Origin of the sequence: Leptospira andrefontaineae (assembly GCF_004770105.1) — a bacterium.
Classification (GTDB): Bacteria; Spirochaetota; Leptospiria; order Leptospirales; family Leptospiraceae; genus Leptospira_B; species Leptospira_B andrefontaineae.
Genome location: NZ_RQEY01000019.1, coordinates 254,256 through 270,986, shown reverse-complemented (window position 1 = coordinate 270,986; position 16,731 = coordinate 254,256). Strand labels below are relative to the sequence as shown.

Annotated in this window: 13 protein-coding genes; 1 reads left to right on the top strand and 12 read right to left on the bottom strand. The window is 39.9% G+C overall.

Annotated features, from left to right (window positions below; all coding sequences use genetic code 11):
• Window positions 1-59: 59 nt before the first annotated feature.
• From EHO65_RS15350 to EHO65_RS15325, 6 genes are all read right to left on the bottom strand, one after another.
• Window positions 60-1,256 carry a molybdopterin molybdotransferase MoeA gene (locus tag EHO65_RS15350; protein ID WP_135775441.1) on the bottom strand — a complete coding sequence of 399 codons (1,197 nt, stop codon included), beginning with the start codon at window positions 1,254-1,256 and terminating at the stop codon, window positions 60-62.
• On the bottom strand, window positions 1,253-2,167 hold the full coding sequence (gene moaCB, locus EHO65_RS15345) for a bifunctional molybdenum cofactor biosynthesis protein MoaC/MoaB (RefSeq protein WP_135758049.1): 915 nt from the start codon (window positions 2,165-2,167) through the stop codon (window positions 1,253-1,255). The genes EHO65_RS15350 and moaCB overlap by 4 nt, the downstream gene beginning before the upstream one ends.
• 67 nt (window positions 2,168-2,234) lie before the next feature.
• Window positions 2,235-3,005, bottom strand: a complete 771-nt coding sequence (gene cobA, locus EHO65_RS15340; protein WP_135775440.1) for a uroporphyrinogen-III C-methyltransferase — start codon at window positions 3,003-3,005, stop codon at window positions 2,235-2,237.
• 4 nt (window positions 3,006-3,009) lie between these two features.
• Window positions 3,010-3,375, bottom strand: a complete 366-nt coding sequence (gene nirD, locus EHO65_RS15335) for a nitrite reductase small subunit NirD (protein WP_135775439.1) — start codon at window positions 3,373-3,375, stop codon at window positions 3,010-3,012.
• A gap of 9 nt (window positions 3,376-3,384) precedes the next feature.
• Window positions 3,385-5,898 carry a nitrite reductase large subunit NirB gene (nirB, locus tag EHO65_RS15330; protein WP_135775438.1) on the bottom strand — a complete coding sequence of 838 codons (2,514 nt, stop codon included), beginning with the start codon at window positions 5,896-5,898 and terminating at the stop codon, window positions 3,385-3,387.
• A gap of 35 nt (window positions 5,899-5,933) precedes the next feature.
• Window positions 5,934-7,148: an MFS transporter gene (locus tag EHO65_RS15325; RefSeq protein WP_135775437.1), complete on the bottom strand. Its 1,215-nt coding sequence runs from the start codon at window positions 7,146-7,148 to the stop codon at window positions 5,934-5,936.
• Between the two features lie 398 nt (window positions 7,149-7,546).
• Between EHO65_RS15325 and EHO65_RS15320 the strand changes: the two genes are divergently transcribed.
• Entirely contained in the window at window positions 7,547-10,999 is a 3,453-nt protein-coding gene (locus EHO65_RS15320) for a nitrate reductase (protein ID WP_244243547.1), read from the top strand.
• Window positions 11,000-11,080: 81 nt separating this feature from the next.
• Here the strand turns inward: EHO65_RS15320 and EHO65_RS19950 are convergent, their stop codons facing one another.
• From EHO65_RS19950 to EHO65_RS15295, 6 genes are all read right to left on the bottom strand, one after another.
• Entirely contained in the window at window positions 11,081-11,257 is a 177-nt protein-coding gene (locus EHO65_RS19950; RefSeq protein ID WP_167482043.1) for a hypothetical protein, read from the bottom strand.
• Window positions 11,258-11,500: 243 nt separating this feature from the next.
• Window positions 11,501-11,914 (bottom strand): nucleoside-diphosphate kinase, encoded by a 414-nt coding sequence (locus tag EHO65_RS15315; protein ID WP_135775436.1) that lies wholly within the window; start codon window positions 11,912-11,914, stop codon window positions 11,501-11,503.
• A gap of 13 nt (window positions 11,915-11,927) precedes the next feature.
• Window positions 11,928-12,413 (bottom strand): pantetheine-phosphate adenylyltransferase, encoded by a 486-nt coding sequence (coaD, locus tag EHO65_RS15310; RefSeq protein ID WP_135775435.1) that lies wholly within the window; start codon window positions 12,411-12,413, stop codon window positions 11,928-11,930.
• Window positions 12,410-13,621, bottom strand: coding sequence for an argininosuccinate synthase (locus tag EHO65_RS15305; RefSeq protein ID WP_135775434.1), 1,212 nt, complete (start codon window positions 13,619-13,621; stop codon window positions 12,410-12,412). The genes coaD and EHO65_RS15305 overlap by 4 nt, the downstream gene beginning before the upstream one ends.
• 87 nt (window positions 13,622-13,708) lie before the next feature.
• Window positions 13,709-15,289, bottom strand: a complete 1,581-nt coding sequence (locus EHO65_RS15300) for a DUF2779 domain-containing protein (RefSeq protein ID WP_135775433.1) — start codon at window positions 15,287-15,289, stop codon at window positions 13,709-13,711.
• A 48-nt stretch (window positions 15,290-15,337) separates the two neighbouring features.
• On the bottom strand, window positions 15,338-16,495 hold the full coding sequence (locus EHO65_RS15295; protein WP_135775432.1) for an ACP S-malonyltransferase: 1,158 nt from the start codon (window positions 16,493-16,495) through the stop codon (window positions 15,338-15,340).
• Window positions 16,496-16,731 lie beyond the last annotated feature (236 nt).

Sequence of the window (16,731 nt, the reverse complement as noted above, 5' to 3'; positions counted from 1 at the left end):
TACAATCGATTGTTTATTAGGTTTATTTCAATCGATGAGCTGCCCTAAGTCAATCTGGATTAGGTCCAGGGATAGAATTCCAACAAATCTCCTTCTTTCAGATTTTCCGTTTCCGAAAATTGGACTCCGAGTCCGTCCGAAAAAATTCCTGCACGAATATCTCCGCTTCCGTTAAACTTCTTTTCCGATAAAAAGGTTTGGACTTTGGTCTCATAAGAAACCGGGAAGAACTCGGTCAGTTTATTTTTCTTTTTTCTTTCTTCTGCAAACGGCAGAAGGATAGGTTTCTCTGAAGAAAGTCCTAAAAATTTTCGTATATAGGCTTCTACAAAAATTCGAAAACAAACTTGGACACTAAACGGATTCCCCGGTAGACCAAAGACTGCCTGCTCATTCTTCTTACCAAACCAAATCGGTTTTCCCGGTTTGATCTTTACTTTGTGAAAGATTTCATTCACTCCAGAGGTTTCCAGAATTTTAGGAACCAAGTCTAGATTTCCCATTGAGACTCCACCGGAGAGGATGAGAATATCCGAATCCAAACCTTCCCTCACTGCTTTTTCTAAAAGAATAGGATCGTCTCCGGCTCTGGTAACTGATAAAGGAACTATACCAAATTTTTGTAATAAAGATCTAATAGAATAAGAATTAGAATCTCTGATTTGCCAAGGTTTTGGGGCTTCGCCAGGGCCCACGATCTCATTTCCGGTCGAGATTACTCTAACTCTCGGAAGTTTAGAAGTCTGAACTGAATATTTTCCCAAGGAAGAAAGCAAAGAAAGAACAGATGCACCGATTAAAGTTCCTTCATTTAGGATTTCTTGATTTTGTTTTAGATCTTCTCCTTGGATCGCTATATTGGAGAAGGAACTGGATTTTTCTGTGCGAAAGCGAACTTGTTTCTTTCCATTAGAAATTCCTAAATCTTCGGAATCTTCTATCTTTATGACTAGATCGAAACCTTCTGGGACAGGTGCGCCTGTCATTATGCGGATGGCTTCTTCTCCGCTTTCTAATTGGAAAGATTCTCCTGCATGTAATTCTCTTGTATAAGAATAAATTCGATCTTCTGAAAAACCTTCTGACTTAAGAGCAAATCCATCCATGGTTGCTCTATGAAAAGGAGGATAATCTCGATCCGCATAGATCTTTTCTCTCAGCACTTTGCCAAGAGAATTTTCTAGGTTTGTATTTTCAGAAGAAGATACACTCGCGGAAGATTTTACGAATTCGAGTGCCTCTTGGACGGAGATCAATGTCCTTCTCCTCTCATCATTTTTTTAGCATGAAATACCGCAGGGAGAATTGCCTGTAAACTTTCAGTAGCACCATTCGTACTTCCTGGAACGGAAACTATTAATGTTTTGCCAATTCTACCAGCAATGGATCTGGATAACATTGCAAAAGGAGTTCTGTCTTGGCCGAAAGATCTCATTGCTTCTGCGATGCCCGGGATTTCTTGTTCTAAAATTTCTTTAATCGCTTCCGGAGTATTATCCCTTGGCCCGAGTCCTGTTCCTCCAGTGGTAACGATTAGATCCAATCCTAGTTTAGACCATTCTAATATTGTATTTCTGATCTGCTCAGGCTCGTCAGGAAGGATTTCTGATTTAACAGTTTCTACATCGTGTTCTTTTAGTAAATTTAAGATAGCTTTTCCGGAACCATCTTCTCTTTTCCCCTGGAAAGTAGAATCGGAACAAACCAGGATTCCTGCTTTTGAACCTGCTGCAAATTTTGTGATCTGAGAATCGGTTTTTCCACCCTTCTTCTCCAAAAGGCGAATTGAGGAAATTTCTAATTCTTTATCTATAGGTTTTAATAGATCATAAATCACTAATGAAGCTACACTTACACCAGTGAGAGCTTCCATCTCTATTCCGGTTTTTCCAATGGATTTTGCAGTGGTTAATATTCTGACAGCATTTTTATCGGAAAGAACTTCGAATTCTATTTGAAATGAATCGATGGAAACAGGATGACAATGAGGGATTAGTTCCGAAGTTTTTTTAGAGCCTAAAAGAGCAGCAGCCTTTGCCACTCCGAAGAGATCTCCCTTGGGAAGAGTGTTTTCTTTGATCCTAATAATGGTTTCCGGTTTGCAGAATACAAAACCTTCTGCTTGGGCAGTTCTAAGAGTTGTTTTCTTTCCGGTAATATCGTTCATGCTTCCTCTTAGCGGGAATCCGCAGGAATCAATATAATTCTGCTTAGGAAAACTGCGAGTAGTTTTCCTAACAGTAGGAGATCTTACCTTCTTCTTTTAACCTTTGTAGCTCGGTGTAGAAATTTACGATTTCCCCGAAGATCAACAACGCAGGTGTTTTGATTTGGAATTCTTCTGCCTTATCCAAACAAGTATCCAGATTTGCTAAAACCAATCTTTGGTTGGGAAGAGTTGCGTTTTCTATGAAGGCCATAGGAGTGGAGCCTGCGTTTCCGGATTCTAACAAATTATCTCGGATACTTTCCAAACTGTTTAGTCCCATATAAACTAAAACCGTTTTACCTTCTAAGTTCAGATCTTCGAAACTTTCCGGATTTTTACCTGTCTTCTTATGGCCGGATAAGAATAAGATCTCTCTAGCATATTCTCTATGTGTGAGTGGAATTCCCAAACTAGAAGCGGCTCCGGAAGCAGTTGTAACTCCCGCTAAAATTTCACATTCAATTCCTAAGGAAGCAAGATGTTCTATTTCTTCTCCGGCTCTTCCGTAAATAGAAGGATCACCTCCTTTCAAACGAACTATATTAGAGTATTGTTTAGCATATTCCGCTAATTTATGATTGATCTCGGTTTGCAAGCAGCTATGTTGCCCGATCCTTTTTCCTACGTATTCTAGGACTGCAGACTTTTTACAATATTTTAAAACTCCCGCGGAAACTAGATCATCGTATAAAACTACATCTGCTTTTCTTAAAAGTTTTACAGCACGAACTGTGAGAAGGTCCGGATTTCCCGGACCTGCACCTACTAGATATACTTTTCCTGCGGCAGAATTCATGGTATTAACCCTGAGTTCCCGGGCTTTCCATCCCGATATAAACGGTTCCGTCCTCGATATGAACCGGATATGTTTTTATGGAATATTCATCTCCGCTAATACAAGCACCGGTCCTGAGAGAGAAAGATTTTTTATGCATAGGACAAGCGACCTTAGGTTCTCCCTGAGAATCACCGATCATTCCTCTTGCTAAAACCATGTCTCCAGTATGAGGGCATTTGTTCTCACACGCAAACCATTCGTTTCTGGAACTGAAATGAAAAATCGCGATTTGTTCTCCGTAAACTTTGGCGCAGACTCCACCATCATCCGGAAATTCACTAACTGTACTAACGGGTATCCAAACAGGTTCTTTTGCGGTTGTATTCATTTTTATCTCCTAGTTCGAAACCAATTCTTTTTTAGGCCAATCTACCGGACGTTTTTGTCCTCTTTCTTCGATGAAACGAACTGTAGGATCGGAATCTTCGCTGTTTATGAAATGTTTATATTTCTTTTGTTTTTCAGGATCATCTACTACGTCTTTCCATTCGCAAACATAAGTCCCAACAAGATTGTCCATTTCTTCTTCTAATGCTTTGTTGATACCAAGTCTGTCATTGATGATCACATCTTTCAGATATTCTATGCCACCTTCTAATTGTTCTAACCATGCGGAAGTTCTAACAAGTTTATCAGCAGTTCTAATATAGAACATCATGAATCTGTCTATGTACTTAACGCAGGTCTCTTCGTCCAGATCAGCGGCGAGAAGGATTGCGTGTTTAGGATTCACTCCTCCGTTTCCGCCAACATAAAGGTTCCAACCTTTTTCCGTTGCGATGATACCGAAGTCTTTACCTCTCGCTTCAGCACATTCTCTGATACAACCTGAGACTGCGGATTTTAATTTATGAGGAGCTCTGATACCTCTGTATCTTTCTTCGATACGAATTGCAAATGCAGTACTATCTTGCACTCCATATCTACACCAAGTAGAACCCACACAACTTTTAACGGTTCGCATTGCTTTACCGTATGCATGTCCGCTTTCGAAACCTTCTTCCACTAGATCTTTCCAGATGTCAGGAAGTTGTTCCATTCTTGCACCGAGTAGATCTATCCTCTGACCACCGGTGATCTTACAATACAGATCGTACTTTTTGGCAATCTGACCGATCACGATCAATTTATCCGGAGTGATCTCTCCACCAGGAATACGAGGAACAACAGAGTAAGTTCCACCTCTTTGGATGTTTGCAAGATACTTATCGTTTGTATCTTGGATCTCTCTATGCTTCTGGATCGGTTCGTTGTAAATACTCGCGATGATAGAAGCCACAGCAGGTTTACAAACCTCGCAACCGTTCCCCATTCCGTGAGTACGGATCATTTCTTCGAAAGTTCGTATCCCTTTTACCTTAGCGATCTGGAATAACTCTTGTCTGGAATATTTAAAATGTTCGCATACATGTTCAGTAACCACTTTACCTTGAGCACGAAGTTCTTCCTTCAAAATCGAATTCATTTGAGGAATACAACCGCCACAACCGGTTCCAGACTTGGTGCATTCTTTTAAACCTTTTAGATCTGAACAAGAACCTGAACGGATCGCGCCTAAAAGATCACCTTTAGAAACGTTATTACAAGAACAGATCTTCGCATCATCAGGAAGAGAACCGAACGCAGAACCTTCTTCCGATGGAGTTCCTACAATTAAGGATTCAGGCTCTGCAGGAAGTTCCACGTTATTTAAGTAAAGAGTAAGAAGGTTGGAATATGCATCTGCATCTCCAACAAGTATCCCCCCTTTCAGTTTTTTACCATCTTGAGAAAGAACTAATTTTTTATACACACCTGTGCGAGGATTTGTATACGCGATAGGAAGATGTTCCGTTTGACCTAAAGCATCTCCAAAAGAAGCAACATCTACTCCGATCAGTTTTAGTTTTGTAGAAAGATCGGAACCTGCATAAGATTTCGTTTTTTGACCAGGGCTGCAAAGATTATAAGCTAATATCTCTGCCATTTCATAACCTGGAGCCACAAGTCCATAGATCATACCCTTATGAAGTGCAACTTCTCCAATTGCGTAAACTCCATAGACATTTGTTCTTAACTCGTCATCTACGATGATCCCGCCTCTTTGCCCGACCTCTATTCCAGAATTTTTTGCCAGTTCATCTCTGGGCCGGATGCCTGCGGATACAATCAACATCTCCACATCTAAAACGGAACCATCTACAAATTCCAGTCCTTGGAAACTTGAATCACCTAATGCTTGTTTGGTTTCCTTATTTAAATGAATACGAACGCCTAAGGATTCAATCTTGGATTTTAGAACGGAAGAAGCGGCCTCATCCAATTGTCTAGGCATCAAACGTGATGCGAACTCCACCACATGGCTTTCTTTCCCCATGTCTAAGACTGCTTTGGCTGCCTCTAAACCTAATAGACCGCCACCGAGTACTGCTACTTTAGAAACTTGTTTTGCATAAGACATGATCTTTTCTAGATCTTCAATTGTGCGATAAACGAAGACTCCTTGTTTATCTACGCCTTCGAAATTCGGGACAAAAGCGGAAGAACCGGTAGCAATCACCAATTCATCAAAAGGTAATTCAGTTCCGGCAGAAGTTGTTACCTTTCTAGAAACGGTATCAACTGAAATTGCAGGTTCAGAAAGTAATAAGCGGATCCCATTGGTTCTATACCAATCGGAAGGAGAAAGATAAAGAGAATCTGCGGATCTGTTTGTGAAATATTCTGAAAGATGGACACGATCGTAAGCTCTTCTAGGTTCTTCACCTAAAATAGTTACTTCAAATTTTTCTGTTCCACCGTATTCAGCGATCTTTTCGGCGAATCTATGACCCACCATCCCATTTCCAAGAATAACTAACTTCCGTTTCATTTTTATCTATCTCCTTTCCCTTTTAAGGAGCCGGCTTAAGCCGACTCCAATTCTAAGGATTCGTTTTTTCTATTTCTTTCCCAAACAAACGTGTTCATCATGAATAAAAGGAAGGCAGATAACCCGACTATCACGGATAACACTACGAATCCAACGGAGAAGGTTCCAGAAATCGCTTTCAAACTTCCTAATAGGTTTGGAACGAAAAATCCTCCCAGACCTCCGAATGCTCCGATAAACCCAGTAATGATCCCGATCTCTTTACTGAATCTAAGAGGAACGAGTTGGAATACGGAACCGTTTCCTAAACCTAAAAAGATCATTAAAGTAATGAAGGTAGGAAGAATGATACTTACGGAAGGCAACCAAGAGACTGCGATCAGACAAGATGCAACTCCTGCGAACACTACAAGTAAAACCGATACTCCGCCGAATTTGTCGGAAAGATATCCACCGATAGGGCGAACCAAACTTGCACCTAAGATACAATAAGATGTATAAAAACCTGTAGTGACTTTATCTACACCGTATTGGTCGTGAAAGAAGATGGGAAGGAAACTTGCCAGACCTACAAATCCACCGAACGTTACGCTATACAGCAAACAGAAGAATAAAGCATCTCTGGATTTGATCGGTACCAAATATTGTTTTAAAGGTTTTTTAGAAATTGTACCCGGACAATCTTTCGCAAAGAATAAGAAGAATAGGAAAGCAAAAGCTAAAGGGATAAGTGCAAGACCGAAAACAGCATGCCATCCGAAGTTTCTTGCAAGGTCAGGAGCGAAGAATGTAGCAATCACTGATCCGCTATTCCCAGCGCCTGCGATACCCATTACTAAACCTTGGTATTCTTTAGGATACCATCTACTAGCTAAAGGAAGAGCTACTGCAAAGCTTGCTCCTGCAGTTCCTAATAATAATCCTACAAGAATTACTTCAGGAAGAGTGTGAGCGAATTTCCAGCCTAATAGCAGTGTGAGCATTGTGACGCCCATTCCGCAAAGACCAACAATCTTAGATCCGTAACGATCAGATAGTAAACCTAGAGGAATTCTTAATAAGGTTCCTCCTAATAAAGGAACAGAAACCAACATACCCTTTTGGGCAGGGCCTAATTTGAATTCTTCCGAAATAAAGACGCCTAAAGCGGCAAGCAGCATCCATACCATGAAGCTGAAGTCAAAGTATAGAAAGGAGCTCACGAGCGATGGAAAGTGACCTATAGCCAGAAATTCACGAAATTTTTTCATTTAAAGCTCTCCGTTAACGAGCAGAAACGCTCACATACAGCTTATAGCAAAAGTCGTGCCAAGTTTTAAGAAGAGTTTTTGAAAAATATTATATTAAGATAGATTCATATAAAAATTTAAATTACGCCCTTCTTTTTCGAACATATCCTAAAAATCTAACGTTAGCAAGTTTGAGAAGAGAGAACAAAATTGCTAGAATTTACGCATATATTATGCACGATGCTTAATTAAAATACGCATTATTTGAAATTGCTTGTATTCTATTCCGAAATACTATAAGGTTAGATGAATTGAATATAAAATTTATTAATTGGCATGAAAATTGCTATAAATGAGCTGTGAATACAGAAAATGGAATTCAAAGTACTTGTTCCTATTGTGGAGTCGGATGCGGCGTTTTGATCCAAAAAGAGAGCGAGACCAGTTTTACGGTTCAAGGCGATCCGGATCATCCTGCAAATAAAGGAATGCTCTGCTCTAAAGGGATGAATTTGCATCACACCGTTTTGGATAAGAGTGACAGACTTTTATATCCAATGGCAAGAAATCCTAAAACGGGAGAATTGCAAAAGACAGACTGGGATTCTGCGCTGGGGGAGATTGCTTCTCGTTTTAAAAATTTGATCAAAGAGTACGGACCTGATTCGGTAGGATTCTATGTTTCCGGACAATTATTGACGGAAGAATATTATGTGGTGAACAAACTCACCAAAGGATTTCTAAATACAAATAATATAGATACCAATTCCAGACTATGTATGAGCTCTGCAGTTGTGGGTTATAAAATGTCATTGGGTGAGGATAGTGTTCCTATCTCTTACGATGATATTGAAATTGCAGATTGTTTTTTGATCGCCGGTGCCAATCCGGCTTGGTGTCATCCGATCCTCTTTAGAAGGATAGAAGACAGAAAAAGTTCGGATCCAAACGTTAAGATCATCGTGGTTGATCCTAGAAAAACAGAAAGTTGTGAAAATGCAGACTTACATCTTCAGATCATACCCGGAACTGATATATTATTATTCAATGCAATTGCAAGAAGTCTGATAGAGACTAATTCCTTAGATCCAAATTTTATTAAATCTCATACAGAAGGTTTCGAAGAGCTAAAGGAAAAGGTCTTTTCGATCAGTATGGAAGAATATGCGGACTCTTGTGGAGTTTCAGAAGAAGCGATCCGAGAGGCGGCGAGTCTGATCGCGAATTCGAAAGGGTTTTTAACTCTTTGGGCAATGGGCCTGAATCAAAGTGTGGTTGGAGTTAATAAAAATTTAGCATTAATTAATTTGAATCTGATCACAGGCAAGATCGGTAAACCCGGATCTGGTCCATTCTCCTTAACAGGACAACCGAATGCAATGGGAGGAAGAGAAGTAGGAGGACTATGTAATCTTCTTCCTGCACATAGAAATCTTGCGGATGAAAATCATAGAAAGGAAGTGGCGGATTTTTGGGGAGTGGAGTCCATTCGGGACAAGCCAGGTTATTCCGCAACGGAGATGTTTGAAAATCTCAAAAACGGAAAGATGAAAGCAATCTGGATCGTTTGTACAAATCCAACAGTAAGTCTTCCTGACGCAAGAACTGTTGAAGCGGGACTTCGAAACGCGGAACTAGTAGTTGTCCAAGATATTTCAAATCGTCATGAGTCCATTCCATTTGCTCATTACGTTCTTCCTGCCGCGGGCTGGACAGAAAAGCAAGGTACCATGACCAACTCAGATAGGAGAATAACGTATCTACCTAAAATTTTTAATCCTCCCGGAGATGCAAAGGCGGATACTTGGATACTAACAGAGTTTGCGGAGAAGATGGGATTTGGTCCTTCTTTCAATTATAAAAGTGAAGAAGAAGTTTTTCTAGAACATTGTCTTCTTACTAAAGGTACAAATCTTGATATTGGCGGTTTGGACTATTCTATCTTACAAGAAAGAAGATCAGTGCAATGGCCCTTCCCATCTAAGGATCATGAGGGAACTCCAAGATTATTTTCCGACGGAAAGTTTTATCGTCCTGGTGGAAAAGCAAAAATACATTCAGTTGAACCGGAAGATACCTCTGAAAAAACAAACGAGGACTTTCCTTTAATTCTTACCACAGGCAGGATCAGAGACCAATGGCATACAATGACCCGCACCGGAAAGGTAAGAAAACTCAAAGAACATAAAAGAGAACCTTATCTAGAGATCCATCCGATTGATGCGAAAGAAAGGGAGATTATAGAATCTCAAATCGTAGAAGTCAAAAACGAAAGAGGAAGTGTAAGAGTTAGAGCTACGATAACGGAAAGTATCCGACAGGGTACCGTATTTTTACCTATGCATTGGGGAAGAAAGAACGGAAACGATGAAGCAAGAGCAAATAATCTAACTAGCTCAAAGTTTGATCCATTCTCCAAACAACCCGGTTTTAAAATTTCAGCAGTAGAAGTTATTCCTTATAAAAAACCTAAGGAAAAAATCCTGATCATAGGTGGAGGAAATGGAACTCTTGCTTTTCTTAGGAAATTCAGAGCCATTTCTCCTGAGGATGAGATCACAGTATTATGCAAGGAAGAATATCCATTCTATAACAGAATTCTATTACCTGATCTGATCAGCGGAGAAAAACAATTTTCCCAATTATCTGCAGTCAGCGAAGACGAGATAGGATCATGGAATATAGAAGTAAAACCGTCTATCTCAGTTTCGGAAATACTTCCGGAAGGGAAGAAGGTTAGAGATTCCCAAGGTAATTTATATTCTTATAATAAACTGATCATTGCTACAGGAAGCAGACCTTCTATCCCAAAATATATTCCGGAGAAGATGTTGGGAATTTTTAGTCTTCGTTCCAAAAACGATGCGGATCGGATCAAAGGTTTTTTTGTTCCGAATACTCATGCCTTGATTGTAGGAGGAGGGTTACTCGGTCTAGAACTCGCCGCTGCATTAAGAACCTTGCATGTAAACGTAACCGTTCTTGTAAGAACTGATCGATTGATGTCCAAACAATTAGATGAGATCTCTGCAGAAATTTTAAGAAAAGAAGTAGAAGCAAGAGGGATCCAGATCTTATTCGATACCGAAATCTCGAAGGTGTATGGATCGGAAAGATTAGAAAGTGTTAAGTTCAGAGATGGTTCCAGCATTCGTCCGGATGGGATTGTATTCGCAGTTGGAACTGTTCCGAATTTAGAATTGGCTAAAGACGCAGGGATTGGGTGTAAGTCCGGAATTTTAGTGAACGACTTCTTACAATCCAGTGATCCGGATATTTACGCGATAGGAGAAGTCGCTGAACATTCTACTGGGATGTATGGTACAGTTGCGGCAACGGAAGAGCAGGCTGAGTTTGCAGCTTGGCATATTTATGGATATAAGATCGGTTCTTACTCAGGTTCTATGCATTCAAATCTTCTTAAGATACCAGGTTTGGAATTGGTATCTTTGAGGTTACCTGATGTTCCAATGGATGAGGCAGGTCCTGAATACGAAGAGATTGTATTCTTTGATAAGAGAAAGGGACGTTATAAAAAATGTATTATCAAAGGAGATCGTTTAGTAGGAGCGATCTTAGTTGGAGACAAGTCTGAGTTTTCTGAATTTAAGGCGATGATCTCTTCCGGTATTGAGCTGGGAGATAAGAGAGATAGACTTTTGACAGGATCTTCTCCCTTGAAACCTCCAATAGGTGCATTGGTCTGTTCTTGTAATGGAGTAGGAAAAGGTAATATTGAAGAAGAGATACGAAATGGAGTTTGTGATCTCAAAACAATTTCTGAAAAGACAGGAGCCGGAACGGGTTGTGGAAGCTGTAAACCTGAGATTATGAAAATTTTAAGAGAGTCCGGGGCAGTTGCCCCGGTTTAAGAGCCGTCCCAAAGGTCTGGACTCGGGAAGTCTTGCGTGGGCGGACTATAATAACTTTGAAAAAATAGAAGAAAGATTAGATTACTCTATATCCAAATCTATATCGGGTTTTTCCGTTATAAAATCGTCTTGGGAGTAGATCACTTCCAAAACATCGTCCATCCAATCCGGGGAGCCGTCGAACAAAGTATCCTTTGCTCTGTATTTTTCTATGATACGGCTATGCTTAATGATCTGCTCTTTGGTCACTGCGTTCATATTATTAGCTTCGGTCGAAACGGTGGTTTTATTTCGCCTACGTAGGAAAAATAGAGAAAGATATTTCCAAAAAGTACAAGAAAAATTCGTTATAATCCGGATTTTTTTCTCCGACAAGAACGTCGGTCATTAAGGCCCTTTATATAGAACGAATGTTAGGTTGTTCTATATTAGAAGATAATAATAAAAAACCCAGTGGCCTGTTTAGGGACACTGGGTCTATAAAAGTAAAGATCGGTTCTATTAGAACAGTTCGTTTCCTTTGAAGAAGAAGCTGATCTCTAATGCTGCATTATCGTCCGAGTCGGAACCATGCACTGCATTTGCTTCTTTACTTTCTGCAAATAGTGCTCTGATGGTGCCTGCAGCAGCTTCTTTAGGATCTGTAGCTCCGATCACGTCTCTCCAATGTAGAACTGCATTATCTCTTTCTAAAGCAGCTGCAACGATCGGTCCAGAAGACATATAGCTGCAAAGATCATTATAGAAAGGACGAGCGGAATGCACTTTATAGAATTGTTTTGCATCTTCTAGAGAAAGTTTAAGATATTTAAGTCCTAAAATTTTGAATCCTTCTTTTTCGATTCTTTGTAGGATATCGCCGACATGTTTGTTTTTCACTCCGTCGGGTTTGATCATGATAAATGTTCTAGCCATTTTTATTCCTTAGTTACTTGTTGTATAATTTTTTAAGTAATGCTTTGCTAACGTGATCCGGAACTTGAGCGGATACATCTCTTCCATGTCTTGCCACTTCTTTTACAATTGTGGAAGATACGAAAGAGTAGTCATTAGAGGACATTAAGAAGATTGTCTCTACTTCCGGAGCAAGTTTCCTATTCATTAAAGAAATCGCATATTCGTAATCAAAGTCAGTGACTGCTCTTAGTCCTCTGATGATACTTTTAGCTCCTCTCTTTTTGCAATAGTCAACCGTCAGCCCTTCGAAAGTGTCGATTTCAAGATTCTCCCAACCCTTGGTTGCTTCTCTGATGAATTCGATCCTTTCTTCGATAGAAAAAAGAAAACTTTTATTGGAGTTTACCGCGACACCTATGATCACCTTATCGAATAGACCTACTGACCTATGGAGAATGTCCAAATGTCCTCTAGTTAAAGGATCGAAAGAGCCAGGATAAACAGCAATTCTTGTCATTTTTTTCTCAGCCTTGCAGCTTCTTTAGCAGGTAATCCGTATAGGTTGATAAAACCTTCGGCATCTTTTTGATTATACAATTCTTCTTTTTCGAAAGTTGCCATTTCAGGATTATAAAGTGAAACGGAGGATTTTCTTCCTACGATTATGCAGTTTCCTTTATATAGTTTGACCTTTACTGTTCCGGTTACGAATCTCTGGGTTTCAGTGATGAATGCTCTAACTGCAGCCATTCGAGAAGAGAACCAATGCCCATTATAGATCAACTCTGCAAATTCTGCGGACAATTTATCTTTGTGATGTTGCGTATCTCTATCGATCGTGATGGATTCTAGGTCTCTATGTGCATGGAATAGAATTGTTCCGCCTGGAGTTTCATAAACTCCTCTAGATTTAATTCCAACAAGTCTGTTCTCTACGATGTCCACTCTTCCAATACCGTGTTTTCCACCAATTGTATTTAGTGTGTCCACTACTTCGTAAGGATCCATTTTTTTACCGTTCACTGCTACGCAATTCCCTTCAACAAAGTCAAGTTCTACGTATTCTGGAGAATCCGGTGCCTTCTCCGGAGAAACAGTAAGAAGGAACATATCCTCGTTCGGCTCTCTATAAGGATCTTCTAATATTCCGCCTTCGTATGAAATATGCATTAGGTTCCTGTCCATAGAGTATGGTTTGGAAGCTGTCACAGGTACTGGGATACCTTTAGATTTTGCGTATTCTATCAAGTCGGCTCTTCCTCCGAAGGACCAAGTCCTCCAAGGAGCTATAATTTCTTTTTCTGGGGCTAATGATTTGAAAGCTAACTCGAAACGAACTTGGTCGTTTCCTTTTCCAGTCGCGCCGTGAGCGAATGCATCAGCTCCTTCTTTTTTGCCAACTTCTGCCATTGCTTTTGCGATCAATGGTCTTGCTAAGGAAGTTCCGAGCAAGTATCTCATCTCGTAGATCGCGTTTCCTTGGATTGCAGGATAGATAAAGTCCCTTGCGAATTCTAAACGAAGATCTTCTATATAAACTTTGGAGGCCCCGGTCTTGATCCCTTTTTCTTCCAAGCCAGTGAGCTCTTCTTTTTGACCCACATCAGCGGTAAATGCTACCACTTCACAACCGTAGGTTTCCTTAAGCCAGGTAAGAATTACGGATGTGTCCAATCCGCCGGAATATGCTAATACGATTTTCTTTATGTTCTTTTGAGCCGCCATTCTAAGGATAGGGAAATCGCTGGACCCCTCCCGACAAGTCCGATTTTGGTTGGAATTCCTACAGTAGAATCGATCCGGAAGGATTTATTATAAATTTCCGGGCCAGTTTAACTTCTCGGCTAAAGCCCTAAGGATCAGGATTAAAGCATAGGTATCCATCTTGCAATAAGCGATCAGATCAGCCTCTACTCTTTTTCTTTCCTGGTCCGAAACGTTCTCGGTTTTGATCCTTAAAAATTCGGAGTTAGCTATATGACCCGCATTGATTGTAAGTTCTTTGTAATTTGCTCCGGTAAGAACAGGAAGAACAACCTTTAAAGAAGTGGTTCCTTCTTGGGCAGGATGATAATAATCGTAATCCCAAAATGGTTTTGCTAGATCCGAAAAATCGGGTTCTATGGATTGGAACCATTCTTTATATTTTGGATAAGCTTGGACGGATTCTTTTAAACAACGTTTTTCGAAACTATCATTGAATGCAAGAATGGTCCCTCCGGGTTTGATTTGAGAAGAAAGAGATTCCAATATACCAAGTCTTGGATCCTTATCGTGATCATCTATATAAGTATATTCTTCCGGCTTTTCTTTTAGATCTTTTCGGATCACATGCAAAGAATATAAAAAAGGGACATGCTGGAACGGATGTGTATCCTTATAAACAGGAACAGGCGGATTGATCGTTTCGAAATCCAAACAATATAAAGGAAACTTTAACTGATTTAGATATGACAGAAGTGACTCTTTATCTAAATACTCTTTTCCTGTTTTTATGGCTTCAACTTGTATTTTTTGGCGATGAGTAAATTCGGAATCAGGCTCTACTTCGGATAGGTTTCGGATCCCTTGATTCCAAAGAGTAAGGGTTAATTCTTTTCCTTCTCTTAATGTGAAAAGATCTCCAGGAGGAGAGTCAGAATAGCATGATTCCGGATGGATACAATTTCTGGGATGATCGCAATGTTTAGAGAATGTAATGGAAGGAATTTTATCTTTTTCTAATACTTCCAGTAGATTATATGCTTTTTCTTTGGTGTCTTCCAGGTTTGCCAAAGTTTCCTTGCTACAATCCTTTTTGTGAAATAGTCGATTCGGATCTATTTCCGTTCCATTATAAGTATATTCAGAACTTACTGTCCATACTTGTGTAGAACTTACCTTATATCCCGCCTCTTCCAAAACCATTCTTATAAATGAAAGTTCCGAGATATGAGTTCTTTTAGCGGAAGAAGAAGCCTTGATGATAATTACCTGCCAACCTTCTTCCTGTGGAATGAGAAAGTCCGCTCTAGTGTCGAAAAATTTTGTTCTAACACAGGCGCCTCTGACAGGTTGTTTTGAATCTAGATAAGATCTGGTTTTAGAATCCTTGTATCCTGCATGTTTTACATCCGGGAAAAGATTACCTGCGATATCTTTGAGTAAGGATTTCTGTTTGGGAGAAATGAACTGATTGGAAATATCAAATTCAGGATGTGGTTCTTTTAGAAATTTCCAAAATTGTAATTCGCAGTACTGACCTGTTTGAAAAGCAGATCTTCCTAAAAGAGGAAGTTCTTTTTCTCTGTAGGGAGCAAGAACATCGAATAGAAGTTTTCGTCTGAGCGTTTCCGGAAAGAGAAAAGACAACCGCCGAATCGAGGTTCTTAGTAATTTAGGAACCGAATCCATGGCGGAGTCTTTTCTTATCCGAAGGGAGAATTCCCTAGATCGGAAAGTTTAAGCCAAAAGTACCTTAATATCTTTCGGGCTGGATGCACTGTAAATTTTGTTCTCGGAAGTTCCCAAGTTTGCTTGAGTTAGTTTTTGAGAAACAACGCTCGGCCCAAAATCGATACCGACTAACTTAGGAGTTTTAACGAAAGTGGTGATCGCTTTGTCCCAGTAAAGAGCTTTGATCAGAACTTCTCTGAATAAAGGTAAGCTGATATCCGCTTCGTTTTGGTAGTTTCTTCCATCAAAGATAGAGTAAACAGGGATCTTTAGATCAGAACCTTTGTAGCTGAATCCGATTCTTTCCATATCTTTTGGAACAGTCTTTTCAGACTCGTCCATAATTGGACAATGGAATGGTGCAGTAGTTCTTAAGTAGACGAATTTTACTTTTTTCTCATCCATCTCTGCTTTGAACTTTTTACGGAAAGCAAGAAGAGCTTCCGGATTTCCTGAAACGATATTTGAGTCAGGAGTATTGAATAGAGAAACATAAATTGCTTTAGTTCCGCTGAGTCCAAGTTCTGCATTTGTTTTCTGAACTCTTTCAGAAAGTTCAGCAGCGCTGTAACCGATGACTGCAACCATTGGAGCAGGTTGTTTGTCTCCGATCTCTTCATTACCTTTTAGAACTTCTTCAGAAGGATTGAAAATTCCGTAAAGTTCCTGAGCTCTGTATCCAAGATATAGAACGAATTTCAAAAATTTAGTGTATTCTTTGTAGAAGTCAGCGCCTTCTTTTCCTAAAGCAACTAATACTGCAGGAATGATCCCTTGGCTATGGCCGGTTGCTCCGGAAGCATTTGCGATAAGTTCAGAAGTGGTGAAACCTTTATTAACTAAGGAGACGTAATTTGCTGTTTGAGTGAGGAAGATACCTACGATAGAAACTGTAGCGCTGCAGAGGTAATTTTCGTCTGGAGCAGATTCTGGGTTTTTGATCCAGGATTCGAAATCATATCCTTGAGAGATGATATCTTTTCTTAGGGTAGGAACTTCTTCCGCTAAAGCTTTGAAAGCAGTATCAAATAATTCTTTTAAAGAAGGATCTGTTTCGTAAAGTTTAGAAAGTTCCTTCAACCAAGGAGAACCCTGGCCTCCGAATTGCAAAAATAGTTTATTGCCTTGAGCTTTTGCTTCGTTCAAAAAGTTTGCTACTGCCATACAATGCCTTGTTATAAGTCGTTAGAAGATGCTTTTCTGTTCAGCCTTGGGTTCGCAATTCTTTTTTAAAGAGCTTTTTCGTCCTAAATAGCGTTCGTAAAGAACGACCGTTCCATTAAACAGTCGTTTATTTCCTTTAAATCTCTCAAAACCTTATGGTTCGGTCATTCTCCGGGAAAATGATTGACCTAGTCGGGACCGCATGAGGTTATTCTTTCCAAAACCCTTCTAATTAG